The sequence below is a fragment of the Haliea sp. genome (assembly GCF_041395985.1).
GTDB lineage: Bacteria > Pseudomonadota > Gammaproteobacteria > Pseudomonadales > Halieaceae > Haliea.
The window spans coordinates 92,070-108,315 of record NZ_JAWKZJ010000005.1 but is presented as its reverse complement, the minus strand read 5'-3'; the positions used below and the strand labels follow the sequence as shown (position 1 = coordinate 108,315).

Genomic DNA, 16,246 nt, shown 5'->3' with positions numbered 1-16,246 from the left:
ATCAGGCGATACCCGCATGCAGAAGGTTCATCAAGTGAATCACACCCACCATACGCCCTCCGCGTTGCACAACGAGGGAGGTGATTTTGTTTTCTTCCATGATGCGCAGCGCCTCGGCTGCCAGCATGTTGGGCCCGATTGTCTTCGCACCGCGGGTCATCAGGTCGCTGATCGGGGTGTTGCGCACATCCACGTCCTCGTCCAGCGCGCGCCTCAGGTCGCCGTCGGTGAATATTCCCACCAGTGTGTCCTCCGGCCCGGTGACGGTGGTCATTCCCAGCCCCTTGCGACTGATTTCCAGCAGCGCCTCGGACAGTGGCGTAGCGGGTGTTACCCGCGGGATCGCCGCCCCGGTATGCATGATGTCCTCAACCTTGAGGAGCAGCTTTTTACCCAGCGTGCCGCCCGGGTGTGAAAAGGCGAAATCCTCTGCTGTGAAACCGCGTGCTTCCAGTAGCGCGATGGCCAGCGCGTCACCCATGACCAACGCAGTGGTCGTGCTGGAGGTGGGTGCAAGGTTCAGCGGGCAGGCTTCCGTGTGTACGCCCGTATCCAGGTGGGCATCGGAGGCTTCGGCGAGGGGGGAATCGGGATTGCCGGTCATGCTGATCAGCGGTATGCCGAGCCGTTTGAGTAGCGGCAGCAGTGTGACAACCTCGGGCGAGCGGCCGCTGTTGGAAAGGGCAATCACCGCATCGTCCGCAGTGATCATGCCGATGTCGCCGTGGCTCGCCTCCGCTGGATGCACATAAAAGGCGGGTGTGCCCGTGCTTGCCAGGGTGGCGGCAATCTTGCTGGCAATATGCCCGGACTTTCCCATGCCCGTTACGATCACGCGCCCCTTCACGGCGAGCAGTAGCTCGCAGGCGCCAGCGAAGCCGGCACCGATACGTGCTTCGAGTTCGGCGATGGCATCGCGCTCCATGCGGATCGTGCGTTGCGCGGAAGCGATGTGGGCAGCAGGGTCATGTGCGTGCATGGCGGGCGGCAGGCTCAGCGGGTCCGGTACAGCCAGTAATAGTACAGCCCGTACACCGCCAGTAACAGTAGGCCGAGGCTGCGGCCGATATAGGCATAGCCCTCCGTACCCGATTTGTGCCGGCCGCGGCTCAGGTAGACCGCTGCCGCCAGTAGCAGCGTCATACCGGCCATGGTGAGGTAGTCCCGGTACAGCACCAGGGCGTCGAGGGCCTGGGTTTCGATCAGGCCCGGAATGGCCATCACCGCGAGCAGGTTGAACAGGTTGGAGCCGATAACGTTGCCCACAGCAATGTCCGCATGGCCGCGCAGGGCACTGGCCACCGTCGCCGCAAGTTCCGGCAGACTGGTGCCGATGGCCACGATGGTCAGGCCGATGACCAGCTCTGATACCCCCAGTTGTTCAGCAATGCCGGTGGCGCCCCACACAAGCAGTCGCGAGCTGGCAACCAGCAGCAGCAATCCGCCACCAAACTTGAGCCAGGCGGTTGCCAGGGGGGTGGGCTCGCGGGTCAGTTCGGAGGCCTCCTGCAGCAGCTCGGGGTCGGTAGCTTCGCCGCGCAGCATTGCGGTCATGATGATCGCCAGCGTTGCCAGCATGACCATGCCGTCCAGCGGGGACAGCTCGCCGTCGATGAGCAAAAGCGCTGCCGCCAGGGTGACCAGCAGCAACGTGGGCAGCTCGCGCCGCATGCAGCCGGGGTGTACCTTCAGTGGCGCAATCAGCAGCGTCACGCCGAGCACAAGGCCGATATTGGCGATGTTGGAGCCCAGCGCGTTGCCAATGGCAAGTGCTCCGGCACCGGTGACCGCTGCGGTCAGCGAAACGAGGATCTCCGGTGCAGAGGTGCCTATCGATACAATGGTCAAGCCGATGACAATCGGCGACATGCCGAGGTTTGCCGCCAGCGATGCCGCCCCCGCGATGAATACATCGGCGCTCCAGATCAGAATCAGGAAGCCGATGACAATGGCAGCTGTTGCTAACAGCATAAAAGCGCATTTCCTGTTAAAGTAGACGGCCCCCACAGCGATGGAACTGTTGCCGGCGCGGCGGTGTCGAACGCCGTGGCAGCTCTCGGCACAGGGGTTGTGGGAGCGCAGTATACAGAGCGCCGACCGGCATGTAATGACATTCAAGGATAAGGTATGACCCAATTGCTGCAATGGGCTGCAACCCTGCTTATGGTTGTGGCCCTAAATGTACAGGCCACTGAGCCGGTTGCGCCACTCGGTGCCCACGAGGTGGTCAGGCAGGCGACCGACCAGGTGATGTCTGCGGTCAGCGAGGCCGAGGGCTACATGGACACGGAGCCCGAGCGGTTCTACAACACCTTGCAGGCCATACTGGACGATGTGGTGGATTTCCGCGGCTTCGCCCGTGGCGTGATGGGCCCCTATGCCAGTGTAGAGCGTTATCGCTCCCTGGACGGCGCCGGTCGCGACCAGCTGCGCGACCAGCTGGAGCGCTTCACGGAGGTCATGCGCGAGGGTCTGGTGCGTACCTACGGCAAGGGTCTGCTGGCCTTTGGTGGCTCCAGAATCGAAGTCCCTGACCTCAGCGCAGAAGAGTCGGCGGGCCCGCGTGCCGCCGTCCGGCAGCTGATCTACAACAGCGGTGCCGAACCCTACGTGTTGGTGTATCACATGGGGCGCGATCGCGATGGCCAGTGGAAACTGCGCAACCTGGTTATCGAGAATGTCAACCTCGGCGAGATTTACCGCAGCCAGTTCGAGGCTTCCGCACGCAAGCACGGTGGCGATCTGGACACCGTGATTGCACAGTGGTCAGCGGTGGATATCCAGAGCTGACGTGGCCGGGAGCACCTGTCGCGGCACTCGCCACTGAGCGTCGATTCGCCTAGAATGCGGCGCCTTGCGCCAATGCGGCTTGTTTTGGGGAAAGAACATGATGGATGCGGCAACCGTAACAGCCCTGCTTGAGGCTCATTTACAGGACTGCGATGTCCGGGTTGAGGGTGAAGGCAACCGTTACGACATCACGGCCATCGGCGAGGTCTTTGAGGGCAAGCGCCCTGTGCAGCGGCAGCAGCTGGTGTATGCCGCGCTTGCCGAGCAGATTGCCAATGGCAGTATTCACGCGGTGAACATACGCACGTTTACCCCTGAGCAATGGGGCGCGGGCGGCTGAGCCCGTTCGTCAGGAGTATCTAGTGGATAAATTGGCTATTCGCGGCGGGCATCGCCTGCACGGTGAGCTGCGCATTTCCGGTGCCAAGAACGCGGCGCTGCCCATTCTGGCAGCGACCTTGCTGACCGACGAGCGCGTGATTATCAGCAACTTGCCGCACCTGCACGACATCACCACGATGATCGAACTGCTGGGCTGCATGGGCGTGAAACTGACCCTGGACGAAAAGCTGGGTATTGAGGTGGACGCCAGCGATGTCACCGAGTTCTCTGCGCCCTACGAACTGGTCAAGACGATGCGTGCCTCGATTCTCGTGCTGGGCCCTATGGTCGCCCGCTTCGGGCGTGCCCACGTGTCCTTCCCTGGAGGCTGTGCCATTGGCAGCCGCCCGGTCGATCTGCACCTGAAAGGCCTGGAGGCAATGGGGGCACAGATCACCGTTGACGGTGGCTACATCAACGCGGAAGTCAGCGGTCGTTTGCGCGGTGCCCGTATTGTGATGGAGACGGTGACCGTCGGCGGTACCGAGAACATCATGATGGCGGCTACCCTCGCGGATGGGCGCACGGTGATTGAGAACGCGGCCCGCGAGCCAGAAGTGGTGGATCTGGCGGAATGCCTGATTGCCATGGGTGCGCACATCAGCGGCCACGGATCAGACACGATAACGATTGACGGGGTGGAACGGCTGCACGGTTGCGAGTATCGGGTGATGCCCGACCGCATCGAAACCGGTACCTACCTCGTGGCAGCCGCTGCGACCGGCGGCAGCATTATGCTGCGTCAGACCTGTCCGCATGCCCTTGAAGTGGTGCTGGCCAAACTGGCAGCGGCCGGCGCGAAGGTGGAGCAGGGTGAGGACTGGATTGCGCTGGATATGGAAGGTCGGCGGCCGCGCGCCGTGAGCGTGAAGACGGCACCCTATCCTGGTTTTCCCACGGATATGCAGGCCCAGTTTACCGCCATGAACGCCATTGCCGAGGGCACGGCCACGGTCACCGAGACCGTGTTTGAAAACCGGCTCATCCAGACCCATGAAATGAATCGCATGGGTGCGCACATTGTGATTGAAGGCAATACCGCCATCATCACCGGGCAGCCCGGTCTGCAGGGTGCACCGGTGATGGCCAGCGACCTGCGCGCGTCGGCAAGCCTGGTCATCGCGGCGCTGGTTGCCGAGGGAGAGACCATTATCGATCGCATCTACCACATCGACCGCGGCTACGAGTGTATCGAAGAGAAACTGCAGGCACTGGGGGCGGATATCCGTCGCCTGTCCAGCTGAGGTCCGCTATGGCACAACCTTTGACCATGGCCTTGACGAAAGGCCGCATACTGCAGGAAACCCTGCCTTTGCTGGCCAGAGCCGGTATCGAGCCGCTGGAGGATATTCACAGCAGCCGGAAGCTGATCTTCGCCACGACGCGGGCCGACATTCAGCTGGTCGTGATTCGCGGTACCGATGTCCCCACCTATGTGCGCCATGGTGCTGCCGACCTTGGTGTGGTGGGTAAGGACATTCTGCTGGAACACGGTGCTGAGGGTCTCTACGAACCGCTGGACCTCGGGATTGCCCGCTGCCGGCTGATGACTGCGGGCCCCGTCGGCTGGTCGGCGTCCGGTGCTCGTGTTCGCGTGGCCACCAAGTTCGTCAATATCGCCCGGCGACACTTCGCCGCGCAGGGCGTCCACGCCGATGTCATCAAACTGTACGGGGCCATGGAGTTGGCGCCGATGATGGATCTGGCAGATTTGATTGTCGACATCGTCGACACCGGTAACACGCTGCGGGCCAATGGCATGGAGCCGCTGGACGAAATCGCCCGAATCAGCTCCCGCCTCATCGTCAACAAGGCCGCCATGCGGGCCCGGTATGGTGTGGTCCATGAGCTTGTCGAGCGCCTCGCGGCGGCGGCGGAGGTCGACTGAAATGCGGCGTCTTGACACCCGCAGTGCAGACTTCGACCAGAGCCTGGATGCCCTGACAGCCTGGGAAGAGGGGCTGGACACCGCGGTAGAAGCGGCCGTTGCGGAGATTATCGCGGCGGTGCGCCAGCGCGGTGACGACGCGCTGCTGGAGTACACCGCGCGCTTTGATCGGCGGTCTGTTGCTGCCGCGGCCCAGCTGGAGGTCCCACCGGAGCGCCTGCAGCAGGCGCTGAACACGATTCCCCAGCCTCAGCGGCTGGCTCTGGAGCAGGCTGCGGCACGGATTCGCAGCTACCACGAGCACCAGCGGCAGGCCAGTTGGCAGTATCGGGACGAAGAGGGCAACCTGCTCGGCCAGCAGATTACGGCGCTGGAGCGGGTTGGTATCTACGTGCCGGGCGGTAAGGCGAGCTATCCCTCGTCAGTGCTGATGAACGCCCTGCCCGCACGGGTGGCGGGGGTGGACGAGATCGTGATGGTCGTTCCCGCGCCGGAGGGTGAGTTGAACGATCTGGTGCTGGCCGCTGCCGCCATCGCCGGTGTGGATCGCGTCTTCACCCTGGGTGGCGCCCAGGCGGTTGCCGCGCTGGCCTACGGTACGGCCACGGTGCCGGCGGTGGACAAGATTGTCGGCCCGGGCAACATGTATGTGGCGACCGCGAAGCGCCAGGTGTTTGGCCGGGTGGGCATCGACATGATCGCCGGTCCATCAGAAATACTCATTGTCTGCGATGGCACCACCGATCCGGACTGGGTGGCGATGGATTTGTTTTCGCAGGCGGAACATGATGAAAACGCCCAGTCGTTGCTGCTGTGTCCCGATGCGGATTACATCGCGCGGGTGGCGGAGAGCATTGAACGCCTGCTGCCTGCCATGGAGCGGTCAGAGATCATTCGCGCATCACTCACCGGGCGCGGTGCCCTCATCCTCACCCGTGACCTTGCGGAGGCTGTCGCGCTCTGCAATCGCCTCGCACCGGAACACCTCGAGCTGTCCGTCGCCGACCCTGAAGCGCTGCTGCCCCAGATCAGGCACGCAGGTGCCATTTTCATGGGCGCCTACACCTCGGAGAGCCTGGGCGATTACTGTGCCGGGCCCAATCATGTGCTGCCCACGTCACGTACAGCACGCTTTTTCTCTCCGTTGGGTGTCTACGATTTCCAGAAGCGCAGTTCGTTGATCATGTGCAGTGAGGCCGGTGTGCAGACGCTGGGGCGCGTCGCATCGACGCTGGCCCGCGGCGAACAGCTGACCGCCCACGCACGCAGTGCGGAGCTGCGCCTGCGCGACGACTGACGATCACGCGCTAGATGGTGGGTGAATGGCGCAGCGTACCGACGATGGCGCGCAGGTCGATGGATTGCTGGTTGCGCTGCACCGTGATGTCGATATTGTCTCCCGGGCGCAGTTGCGCGATGCGGTGCATCGTAATGCGTCCGTCCTGTACCGGCTCGCCATCGATGTGGGTGATGATGTCGCGTACCTGGATGCCCGCCCGCTGTGCCGGGCTGTCCTCTGCCATCGCCGTCACTTCAAGTAACTGCATGCCCGGCCGGCGTTCATCCAGCCCGCGAACGGGTGCCACGCTCACGCCCAGCCAGCCGCGGATGACCTCGCCATAGCGAATCAGGTCCTCCATCACAAACAGGGCCATGTTGACCGGTGTGGCCAGGCTGATGCCGATGCCGGTCGCGCTGCCCCGGGTCTGGTCGGCGCCGGTGTAGATCAGCGTGTTGATGCCCAGCAGTTCCCCGCGGGCATTGACCAGCGCGCCACCGGAATTCCCGAGATGAATGATGGCATCGGTCTGGATGTAATCCTCATAGGCCGAGAGCTGCAGCCCGTAGCGGCCCAGCGCTGAAACAATCCCCTGGGTAACCGAGTGGCCGAAGCCCAGGGGGTTGCCAATGGCCAGCACCACATCACCCACGCGCGCGGTGTCGGAGTTGCCGAGGGTGATGGGTTGCAGGTCTTCAAGGTTGATTTTCAGCACCGCGAGATCCGTGGCCGGGTCCGTACCGATCACCACGGCATTTGCCGAGCGCCCGTCGTGCAATAGCACCTGGATAGCGTCGGCTTCATGGATGACATGGTTGTTGGTAAGCACATGGCCCTCGGCGGTCATGATGACGCCTGAACCCAGTGAGCGTTCAATTCGCTGGCGCTGCGCGGGTACCCGGTTTGACGGCCGGTTGAGCAGGTCGCCCGGGCGCGTTTCGCCGCGGGAGGGGATCAGCTTTGCCGTGTAGATGTTGACAACCGCGGGTGTGGCGCTGCGCACCGCGGCGGCATAGCTCATGGCGGTATCACCGCGATTTCCCGCGTCGCTGCGCGGCAGAACCCAGCGGTCCAGAATCAACAGGGCCGCCAGCAGGCCGGCAATCGCGGGCCAGACAAAATAGCGCAGGCTGTTGGGCATAGGGTGGCGGCCGTGTGTCGAATTGCAGCGCCATTGTATATGATGGTCGAAACATCCACAGCCACGAAACCGCAGAAATCCCGGAATACCGCCATGCCTGTCCCGTTGCAAAAACTGGTACGCCACACTGACCAACTGCTGGATGTTGCGCGCTTTCGCGACTACTGCCCCAACGGCCTGCAGGTGGAGGGGCGCGCCCAGGTGCAACGCCTGGTCAGCGGTGTCACCGCCTGCCAGGCCCTGTTGGAGGCGGCAGTTGAGCAGCGGGCGGATGCCATCCTGGTACACCATGGATATTTCTGGCGCGGTGAGGCGGAGCCTGTGGTGGGCATGAAGCGCCGGCGGTTGGCCACGCTGCTGGAACACGATATCAGCCTGTTGGCCTACCATCTGCCGCTCGATGCCCACCCCGACCTGGGGAATAATGCACGGCTGGGTGCCCTGCTGGGCATGATCGACGTGCAGCCCCTGGACCCCGACGACGCGGCGGCCGTGGGCAATATCGGCCACCTGCCCGCACCGCGCAAGGTGGCGGAACTGCTTGATGACATTGCGCGGTTCGCCGGGCGCAGACCTCTCCACGTCGGGGACCCCGAGCAGTCAGTCCGGCGGGTTGCCTGGTGTACCGGTGCTGCCCAGTCGTATATCGGGCAAGCGGTGGCGGCGGGTGCGGACCTGTACCTCACCGGCGAGGTTTCCGAGCCGACGGTGCATATCGCGCGGGAGGAGGGTATTCACTTCGTGGCGGCGGGACACCATGCGACGGAGCGCTATGGCGTACAGGCGCTCGGGGCGCATCTTGCCGCCGAATTCGGTCTGGAGCACCGGTTTATCGATATCGATAACCCGGTGTAGATGAGCGCTTCAGCGATCCTGCGCGGGTTTGGGCTGACGCTCGATGCCGAATTCCTCGTTGAGCATGCCCTTTTCACCGGGAGAGGTTTTCGGCGCGTAGTCCAGGGGCGGCTGGATGTGTGCCAGGTGTGCCGGTATCTCGGCGTCGTCCTCGGCGCCTCCCTGTAAACGCTCCAGGGATACCGGTCCCTTGTCCTGACACAGGGTCTCCGCGCCTGCGGCAAGGTGGTTGTGGACATTGCGGTAGCTGTCGGTCAGGGTGTTCAGCAGCCTCGCGGTCTGCGTGAAATGCTCAACCACCTCGTTTTCATAGGCCCGTTTATCCTGGGTCATCTGGTCCAGCTTGCGCTCCGTGTCGCGCAGCCGCTGGCCGTCTGCAGACAGGCGGCGGCCGAGCAGCAGGCCGACGGCGCCGCCCACGAGCAGAGTGATGGCGCCGGTGACTATCAGAATCGTCAAACTGTACACAGGGTTTCCTCTTTGCGGCGGGAAGGGCAGTGGCGAGTATACCGCAATCTGCCGGGGACTCTAGCGCGGGTCTGGCGAAAGCGTTGCCAAGGCCTCGCTGCATGGATAGAGTGTGCCGCCAGTTTTCCCATCAACCAGAGGTCGGACAGCGGCGTGAGTGCAGCGCAACAGACGCCCTGGGAGCGCTACCAGGCAGATTTGCAGCAGCCGGGGTTTTCCTGTGATCCTGCGCAGGAGGCGGCCGTGCGTCTGTTGCAGGATGTCTTTGAGCGCCTGGTACAACAGGAACAGCGTCGCTCAGCGTGGTGGCAGTGGTGGCGGCGCCGTCCTGCGGCACCGGAGCGGGGCCTGTACCTGTGGGGCGGCGTGGGTCGCGGCAAGACCTATCTGATGGACACCTTCTTCGATTGCCTGCCTTTCGAGCGCAAGCTGCGTGTGCATTTCCACCGCTTCATGCAGCGCGTGCACGCAGAGTTGAAGCAGCTGGCGGGGGAGAAGAATCCACTGCAGCAGGTGGCAGACCATCTCGCCGCCGATGCCCGTGTGGTGTGTTTCGATGAGTTCTTCGTCACCGACATCGCGGATGCCATGATTCTGGGTGGCCTGATGGAGGCGCTCTTCGCGCGTGGCGTGACGCTGGTGGCCACCTCCAACATCGAACCCTCCCGGCTGTATCTGAATGGTCTCCAGCGGCAGCGTTTCCTTCCCGCCATCGCGCTGATCGAACAGCATACACAGGTGGTGAATGTGGATGCGGGTGTGGATTATCGACTGCGTACGCTGGAGAGGGCGGAGCTTTATCACTACCCACTGGATGCCGAAGCGGATGTCAGCCTGCGCCAGAGTTTCGAGCGCCTGGCGCCGCATGCCGCGACCGAGGGCGCCAGTCTGCAGATCAATGGCCGCGCCATTCGCACGCGCAGTGTGGCCGATGATGTGGTCTGGTTTGACTTCGCCGAGCTGTGTGAAGGGCCGCGCTCACAGAACGACTACATCGAGCTCGCCCGCGAGTTCCATGCGGTGGTGCTGTCCGGCGTGCCGGCTCTGGGCGTCGGCAATGATGACGCCGCGCGCCGCTTCATCAACCTGGTCGACGAGTTCTACGATCGCAACGTAAAGCTGGTGATGGCTGCTGACAGGCAGCTGTTGGACCTGTATGATGGCCACCGCTTGAGGTTCGAGTTCCAGCGGACCGTGTCCCGTTTGCAGGAAATGCAGTCTCACGACTATCTCGCCAGGGAGCACCGACCCTGAGCGCGAGTGACTCTGCCCGGCGACAGATTATTTTCAGCGGTGCTTGAAAAGCCGGGTGCGAAGCAGTAGTATTCGCGCTCTCGAAATTGGAGCCCTCCAAGAGGCGTTTATTCATGAAAACTTTCAGTGCCAAAGCCGAAGACGTGCGCCACGACTGGTTTGTCGTCGATGCGTCAGGCAAGACCCTCGGGCGCCTGGCCAGCGAAATCGCCCACCGCTTGCGCGGCAAGCACAAGGCTGAGTACACACCGCACGTTGATACTGGCGACTACATCGTGGTGATTAATGCCGAAAAGATCCACGTGACCGGTGCCAAGGCCAAAGACAAGATGTACCACCACCACACGGGGTTCATTGGCGGCATCAAGTCCATCTCGTTTGAGAAGCTGATCGACAAGGCGCCTGAGCGTGTGCTGCAGACCGCGGTGAAGGGCATGCTGCCCCGCAATCCGCTGGGTCGCGCCATGTTCAAGAAGCTGAAGGTCTACGCGGGCGCAGAGCATCCGCACACCGCCCAGCAGCCGCAAGCATTGAACATCTAACGGATATCCTTCTATGTCAGCAACCCAGTATTACGGAACCGGCCGCCGCAAGACCTCCACGGCCCGTGTGTTCATCCAGACCGGCGGCGGTAACATCACGGTCAACAAACGCCCGCTCGACCAGTACTTCGGTCGCGAAGTGGCGCGCATGATTGTGCGCCAGCCTCTCGAGTTGGTGGAACTGGCCGACAAGTTCGACGTCAACGTGACGGTCGAAGGCGGCGGTAGTTTCGGCCAGGCCGGCGCCATTCGTCACGGTATCACTCGTGCCCTGATGGACTACGACGAAGCGCTGCGCGGCACCCTGCGCCGTGCCGGCTTTGTCACCCGCGACGCGCGTGAAGTCGAACGGAAGAAAGTGGGTTTGCGCAAGGCGCGCAAGCGTCCGCAGTACTCCAAGCGCTGAGTGTGCGGTTGGCCGATCGGGCCGGCTGCCTCGTATCGAAAACGTCCGGTTTGGTATTCAGGCCGGGCGTTTTTTTGTGCTGAAAAAACAGGGAGTTACTGGCGAATCCCTGGCTCTTTCAGGGGCTTTATGTTGCCAGCAACGAACAAAATCATTACTATTTGCGGCATTTTTTGCGATGTCGTCACCCGAGCCTGTCATCGTCAGTGGCCAGGCCGGTAATCAGGAGTGAAAAGCATGAGTAGCGATGGCGTGAACACCGGCAGGAGACGTTTCCTGACCGCCGCGACGAGTGTGGTTGGCGTTGCCGGCGCAGTGGGTATCGCGGTGCCGTTTGTCGGGTCCTGGAACCCATCTGCCAAGGCGAAAGCCGCAGGTGCACCGGTGAAGGCTGACATCAGCAAGCTGGAGCCTGGCCAGATGATCGTGGTCGAGTGGCGCGGCAAGCCGGTCTACGTGGTCCACCGCACTGCCGCCATGCTGGCTGATCTGGACAAGTTGACCGGTGATCTGAAAGACCCCGACTCTGCGATCTCGACGCAGCCGGCGTACATCGACGGCCCGGCGCGCGCACTGCGCCCCGAGATCTTCGTTGCTGAAGGTTTGTGCACCCACCTGGGGTGCGCACCCAAATACCGGCCCGAAGTCGGCGCAGCCGATCTGGGCGGTGATGAGTGGCTGGGCGGCTTTTTCTGCCCCTGCCACGGTTCCAAGTTTGATTTGTCCGGGCGCGTCTACGCCGGCGTCCCGGCGTCCACCAACCTGGTGGTGCCGCCGTACTCCTTTGAGACCGAGTCGGTTCTGGTAATTGGCGTGGACGCGGAGGCAGCCTGATGATCAATATGCTTGTAGGATTGCGTGACTGGGTAGACGAACGCCTGCCGATCATGCGCGCCTGGAACACCCATATGGGCCAGTACTACGCGCCGAAGAACTTCAACCTCTGGTACTACTTTGGTGTGCTGTCGCTGCTGGTTCTGGTAAACCAGTTGTTGACGGGTATCTGGCTCACCATGAACTATACCCCCAGCGCAGAACAGGCCTTTGCCTCGGTCGAATACATCATGCGTGATGTGGACTACGGCTGGATACTGCGCTACATGCACTCCACCGGCGCTTCAGCGTTCTTCGTGGTGGTGTACCTGCACATGTTCCGGGCGCTGATTTACGGCTCCTACAAAAAGCCCCGCGAGCTGATCTGGATCTTTGGCATGCTGATCTTCGTTGTGCTGATGGCCGAGGCATTCGTGGGCTACGTGTTGCCCTGGGGCCAGATGTCCTACTGGGGTGCACAGGTGATCATTTCCCTGTTTGGTGCCATTCCGGTGGTCGGTGAAGACCTGGTCACCTGGATTCGCGGCGACTACCTGATTTCAGGTGTCACCCTGAACCGGTTCTTCGCCCTGCACGTTGTCGCCCTGCCGATCGTGCTGCTCGCGCTGGTCGTGCTGCACCTGCTGGCGCTGCACGAAGTGGGTTCCAATAACCCGGATGGCGTTGACATCAAGAAGCACAAGGGTCCGGATGGCGTGCCGCTGGACGGCGTGGCTTTCCATCCGTACTACACGGTCCACGACCTGCAGGCCATCGGCGTATTCCTGTTTATCTTCTGTGCCGTGATGTTCTTCATGCCGGAGATGGGCGGGTTCTTCCTTGAGTACGCCAATTTTGAGGAAGCGAATGCCCTGAAGACGCCGGATCATATCGCGCCGGTCTGGTACTTCACGCCTTTCTACTCCGTGCTGCGCGCGGTGCCGGACAAGTTCTGGGGCTTCGTCGCCTTTGCGGCCTCCGTGGCGATACCGTTCCTGCTGCCCTGGTTGGACCGCAGCCCGGTCAAGTCCTGGCGCTACCGCGGCAACCTTAACAAAGTCATGCTGGTGCTGTTCGTGGCGAGCTTCCTGATCCTTGGCGTCCTGGGCGTCAAGGCGCCGACGCCGGAGCGCACGCTGCTGGCCCAGATCTGCTCCGTGTTCTACTTCGCGTTTTTCCTGCTGATGCCGATCTGGTCCTCTCTGGACAAGACCAAGCCGGTTCCGGAACGTGTGACGATGGATGGCGGTATCGGGTTCTGGGGTAGTATCGCCGGCCTCGCCCTGATTCTCACGCTTACCATACTGCCTCTGAAGGCAGTGGGCGCCGGCGGTGAATACAACTGCGGCTCCATGCCCTGCGACGAGATCAGTGTGAACCCGCACGACAAGCCGTCCCTGCAGAACGGCGCCAAGCTGTACATGAACTACTGTATGGCCTGCCACTCGCTGAAGTACGCACGCTACAAGCGCACCGCGGAGGATCTGGGCATTCCGGAGGACCTGTTCACCGAGAACCTGATCTTCGATACCGATGTGCGTATCGGCGAGCTCATGGACAATGCCATGGATGACCGTCTGGCCAAGACCTGGTTCGGCGCCACGCCCCCGGATCTCACCCTGGTCTCCCGGGCCCGCCAGCCCGAGTGGTTGTATACCTACCTGCGCACGTTCTACCTGGATGAAAGCCGTCCCTACGGCGTGAACAACAAGGTGTTCAAGGATGTAGGCATGCCGCACGTTATGCTGGAACTGCAGGGCCTGCAGGCCTGTGCGATGGGCCCCGGCAAGGCGAACAACGGCGGTGTGCGTCGCGATCCACTGACCGGAGAGCCGCTGCTTGAAGAGCCCTGCGGCCAGTTCACCCTGGTACAGGAAGGCGCCATGTCACCCGAAGAATTCGACAGTGCCATGTACGACCTGGTGAATTTCCTTGCCTACACGGCCGAGCCCAGCGCAGCGGACCGGCAGCGCATCGGTGTGTACGTGCTGCTGTTCATCGCATTGTTCTTCATTTTTGCCTGGCTGTTGAACCGCGAGTACTGGAAAGACGTTCACTGATATGCCCCCCGGGACCGGCATCTTGCCGGTCTCCCTCACGTTCTGGATTGCACTATGAAACGAGCTGATGACAACGCAATGGGTGTGGTGGCGAAACGGTCTTCCATGACCTTCTTCTCTGACAGTGCCAGCCAATACAGCCACCGGGTGCGCATCGTGCTGGCCGAGAAGGGCGTCACGGTGGATATGATTGAGTCGGATGGTGCCCATCCGCCGGCGGAACTGGCCGACCTCAACCCGTATAATTCACTGCCGACGCTCGTCGACCGCGATCTCGTACTGTACGAATCCAAGGTGATGATGGAGTATCTGGACGAGCGGTTCCCGCATCCCCCGCTGCTGCCGGTGTACCCCGTTGCGCGTGCCGAAAGTCGCCTCTACATCCACCGGATTGAAAAGGACTGGTGTTCGCTGGTGGACTCCATCCAGCACTCACGCAGTGACAACGTGGTCAGCAAGGCCACCAAGGAACTGCGCGATGGGCTGGTGGGTATCGCCCCCATTTTTGCTGAAAAGCCGTTCTTCATGAGCGAGGAGTTCACCCTGGTGGATTGCTGTCTGGCTCCGATCCTCTGGCGATTGCCCTCCCTGGGGATTGATATTCGCCCCGGCAAGCAAACCAAGCCCCTGCTGGCCTACATGGATGCCCTGTTTGGTCGTGAGTCGTTCCAGGAGAGCCTCTCCGAGCAGGAACGCGAGATGCGCCCCTAGGGCGCGCCGGGTAGCCCACATGTCTGACGACTCCGCAACGATGACGCCCAGTCGGCCCTACATCATGCGGGCGCTGTACGAGTGGATTGTCGACAACGACTGTACGCCCTACCTGCTGGTCGACGCCCGGCGCCCGGGCGTTGAAGTGCCTGCCCAGTATGTAAAGGATGGGCAGATCGTGCTCAACGTGAGCCCGACGGCGGTGATCGAGTTGCTGATCGGCAACGAGTGGATCAGTTTCAATGGACGCTTCGGCGGTACGCCGACGGATATTCTGTTGCCGGTTTCGGCGGTGATCGGGATTTATGCCCGTGAGAACGGCCAGGGCATGGTGTTTGAAGCGGAGGACCCGTCGCCGGAGCCGCCGGACAGCCCGCCGGGAGATGACGGGGGGCCGTCCTCGTCAAAACCGGAGGGCCGTCCGGCGCTGAAAATCGTCAAGTAGCGCCAGCGGCCTGCACGATCAAGCTGATCAGGGCAGAATCTCGAACAACTGCACGACACGGGTGACGCCAGAGACCGAGGCGGCCACATCGGATATCCTGCGCGCCTCCTCCTGCGACACCAGCCCCATCAGATACACCACACTGTTCTCCGTAACCACCTTGGTGCGCACTCCGGGTGTGTCCATGTTCGCCAGTAGCCAGGATTTGATCTTGGTGGTTATCCAGGCATCGCTGGTGCGCACCAGTGCCCCGGTAGGCGCCTTCACATCGATTTCGTTGTAGATGCGCCGCACGCCGCGTATTTTGCGCACTTCCTCCGCCGCCTGCGCCTTCAGGTCAGGGCTGCTGACCTGACCGGCGAGCAGTACATAGCCGTTGTAGCTGACGGCGATCAGGTGGGCATCGTCAAATGCCGTGTTGGCAGCATGAATGTTGACGATGGACTTGATTTCGATGCTCTCGTCCTCAAGCCGTTGCGCCATGGTGCGCTCGTCCGGTTTATCCTCGATAGAGTCCGCCTCTACGGTGGCCAGCATGCTCCCGCAGCCAGCGAGAAGCAGGCTGCCGAGAAGGGCGAAGAGCGGTGCAATCTGTTTCATGGTCAGTTTCCGTTGTAGTTACCAAACAGGCTGCGATCAATCAACTCACAGAGCAAGTGAATGACCACGGTGTGCAATTCTATCACCCGGGGACGCCGCGCGGCTGCGCAGGCAATGCGGATGTCAGTGTCCCTCAGTATTGCCGGCAGTGAGGCTTCCACGGCGTTGGACAGCAGCACGACGGTAACGTTGCGTTCCTGTGCCGCCGCAATGGCTCGCAACAGGCTGTCTGCCGCAGGTCCGCTACTGAAGCAGACCAGGGTATCTCCTGGCTGACCCAGTGCTCGTACCTGGCGGGCCCAGATCTCCTCAATACCCTGCTCGTGGGCGATGCCCGACAGGCTGGCCCCGTCGGCTGCCAGGGCAATCGCCGGCAGTGAGGGGCGATCCCGTTCAAGGCCGGCCAGCAGCGCGCTGCAGAAGAGATGGCTGAGGCCGGCGTCGACGCCGTTGCCGCAGGCCATGACCTTGCCTTCTCGCAGCAGCGTCGCCACGATGCTGGCTGCAGCCTGTTGCACAGGCCCCGCCAGTTCGTCTACCGCCATTGCCAGTGCGCTGATGCTGTCCTGCACGGTGTCGGCAATCAGCCCGTAATCATCATCCATGCATGGTA

The 16,246-nt window shown here is 62.2% G+C and carries 19 protein-coding genes; 13 read left to right on the top strand and 6 right to left on the bottom strand.

The annotated features are described in order from the left end of the window. Position 1 precedes the first annotated feature (1 nt). Entirely contained in the window at positions 2-979 is a 978-nt protein-coding gene (locus tag R3E49_RS10765; RefSeq protein ID WP_371295056.1) for a KpsF/GutQ family sugar-phosphate isomerase, read from the bottom strand. A 14-nt stretch (positions 980-993) separates the two neighbouring features. After that, positions 994-1,971, bottom strand: coding sequence for a calcium/sodium antiporter (locus R3E49_RS10760; RefSeq protein ID WP_371295055.1), 978 nt, complete (start codon positions 1,969-1,971; stop codon positions 994-996). A gap of 156 nt (positions 1,972-2,127) precedes the next feature. On the opposite strand from R3E49_RS10760, the gene R3E49_RS10755 reads away from it, so the two are divergent. The 5 genes from R3E49_RS10755 (at position 2,128) to hisD (ending at position 6,356) form a co-directional block, all read left to right on the top strand. Beyond that, positions 2,128-2,790 carry a phospholipid-binding protein MlaC gene (locus tag R3E49_RS10755; protein ID WP_371295054.1) on the top strand — a complete coding sequence of 221 codons (663 nt, stop codon included), beginning with the start codon at positions 2,128-2,130 and terminating at the stop codon, positions 2,788-2,790. Between the two features lie 97 nt (positions 2,791-2,887). Beyond that, complete coding sequence (locus R3E49_RS10750; RefSeq protein ID WP_371295053.1) at positions 2,888-3,130, top strand: BolA family protein; 243 nt, start codon at positions 2,888-2,890, stop codon at positions 3,128-3,130. 22 nt (positions 3,131-3,152) lie between these two features. Next, positions 3,153-4,415: a UDP-N-acetylglucosamine 1-carboxyvinyltransferase gene (gene murA / locus R3E49_RS10745; protein ID WP_371295052.1), complete on the top strand. Its 1,263-nt coding sequence runs from the start codon at positions 3,153-3,155 to the stop codon at positions 4,413-4,415. A gap of 8 nt (positions 4,416-4,423) precedes the next feature. Next, complete coding sequence (hisG, locus tag R3E49_RS10740; RefSeq protein WP_371295051.1) at positions 4,424-5,059, top strand: ATP phosphoribosyltransferase; 636 nt, start codon at positions 4,424-4,426, stop codon at positions 5,057-5,059. Between the two features lies 1 nt (position 5,060). Then, positions 5,061-6,356: a histidinol dehydrogenase gene (gene hisD, locus R3E49_RS10735; protein ID WP_371295050.1), complete on the top strand. Its 1,296-nt coding sequence runs from the start codon at positions 5,061-5,063 to the stop codon at positions 6,354-6,356. Between the two features lie 10 nt (positions 6,357-6,366). On the opposite strand, the gene R3E49_RS10730 is transcribed toward hisD, so the two are convergent. Continuing rightward, entirely contained in the window at positions 6,367-7,479 is a 1,113-nt protein-coding gene (locus R3E49_RS10730; protein ID WP_371295049.1) for a S1C family serine protease, read from the bottom strand. Between the two features lie 93 nt (positions 7,480-7,572). Here R3E49_RS10730 and R3E49_RS10725 point away from each other — a divergent pair, with 93 nt between their 5' ends. Then, a complete protein-coding gene (locus R3E49_RS10725) occupies positions 7,573-8,334 on the top strand; it encodes a Nif3-like dinuclear metal center hexameric protein (RefSeq protein ID WP_371295048.1) in 762 nt (253 codons plus the stop codon). Between the two features lie 9 nt (positions 8,335-8,343). Here the strand turns inward: R3E49_RS10725 and R3E49_RS10720 are convergent, their stop codons facing one another. Beyond that, the gene (locus R3E49_RS10720) at positions 8,344-8,802 is read right to left on the bottom strand and encodes a YhcB family protein (RefSeq protein ID WP_371295047.1); all 459 of its coding nucleotides are present in this window, start codon (positions 8,800-8,802) and stop codon (positions 8,344-8,346) included. 153 nt (positions 8,803-8,955) lie between these two features. Between R3E49_RS10720 and zapE the strand changes: the two genes are divergently transcribed. The 7 genes from zapE to R3E49_RS10685 all read left to right on the top strand — a co-directional run bounded on the left by zapE (position 8,956) and on the right by R3E49_RS10685 (position 15,033). Continuing rightward, the gene (zapE, locus tag R3E49_RS10715; protein ID WP_371295046.1) at positions 8,956-10,056 is read left to right on the top strand and encodes a cell division protein ZapE; all 1,101 of its coding nucleotides are present in this window, start codon (positions 8,956-8,958) and stop codon (positions 10,054-10,056) included. A 113-nt stretch (positions 10,057-10,169) separates the two neighbouring features. Beyond that, a complete protein-coding gene (gene rplM, locus R3E49_RS10710) occupies positions 10,170-10,598 on the top strand; it encodes a 50S ribosomal protein L13 (protein ID WP_339637621.1) in 429 nt (142 codons plus the stop codon). Positions 10,599-10,611: 13 nt separating this feature from the next. Further along, entirely contained in the window at positions 10,612-11,004 is a 393-nt protein-coding gene (gene rpsI / locus R3E49_RS10705; RefSeq protein WP_371295045.1) for a 30S ribosomal protein S9, read from the top strand. 237 nt (positions 11,005-11,241) lie between these two features. Next, positions 11,242-11,838, top strand: coding sequence for a ubiquinol-cytochrome c reductase iron-sulfur subunit (gene petA / locus R3E49_RS10700; protein ID WP_371295044.1), 597 nt, complete (start codon positions 11,242-11,244; stop codon positions 11,836-11,838). Beyond that, positions 11,838-13,877, top strand: a complete 2,040-nt coding sequence (locus R3E49_RS10695; protein ID WP_371295043.1) for a ubiquinol-cytochrome c reductase — start codon at positions 11,838-11,840, stop codon at positions 13,875-13,877. The genes petA and R3E49_RS10695 overlap by 1 nt, the downstream gene beginning before the upstream one ends. 78 nt (positions 13,878-13,955) lie before the next feature. Then, positions 13,956-14,588: a glutathione S-transferase N-terminal domain-containing protein gene (locus R3E49_RS10690; protein ID WP_371295238.1), complete on the top strand. Its 633-nt coding sequence runs from the start codon at positions 13,956-13,958 to the stop codon at positions 14,586-14,588. Between the two features lie 40 nt (positions 14,589-14,628). Further along, positions 14,629-15,033 (top strand): ClpXP protease specificity-enhancing factor, encoded by a 405-nt coding sequence (locus R3E49_RS10685; protein WP_371295237.1) that lies wholly within the window; start codon positions 14,629-14,631, stop codon positions 15,031-15,033. A gap of 27 nt (positions 15,034-15,060) precedes the next feature. Here the strand turns inward: R3E49_RS10685 and R3E49_RS10680 are convergent, their stop codons facing one another. Both R3E49_RS10680 and R3E49_RS10675 read right to left on the bottom strand, forming a co-directional pair. Beyond that, the gene (locus R3E49_RS10680; RefSeq protein ID WP_371295042.1) at positions 15,061-15,633 is read right to left on the bottom strand and encodes a BON domain-containing protein; all 573 of its coding nucleotides are present in this window, start codon (positions 15,631-15,633) and stop codon (positions 15,061-15,063) included. Positions 15,634-15,635: 2 nt separating this feature from the next. Then, the gene (locus tag R3E49_RS10675; RefSeq protein ID WP_371295041.1) at positions 15,636-16,238 is read right to left on the bottom strand and encodes an SIS domain-containing protein; all 603 of its coding nucleotides are present in this window, start codon (positions 16,236-16,238) and stop codon (positions 15,636-15,638) included. Positions 16,239-16,246: the final 8 nt, after the last annotated feature.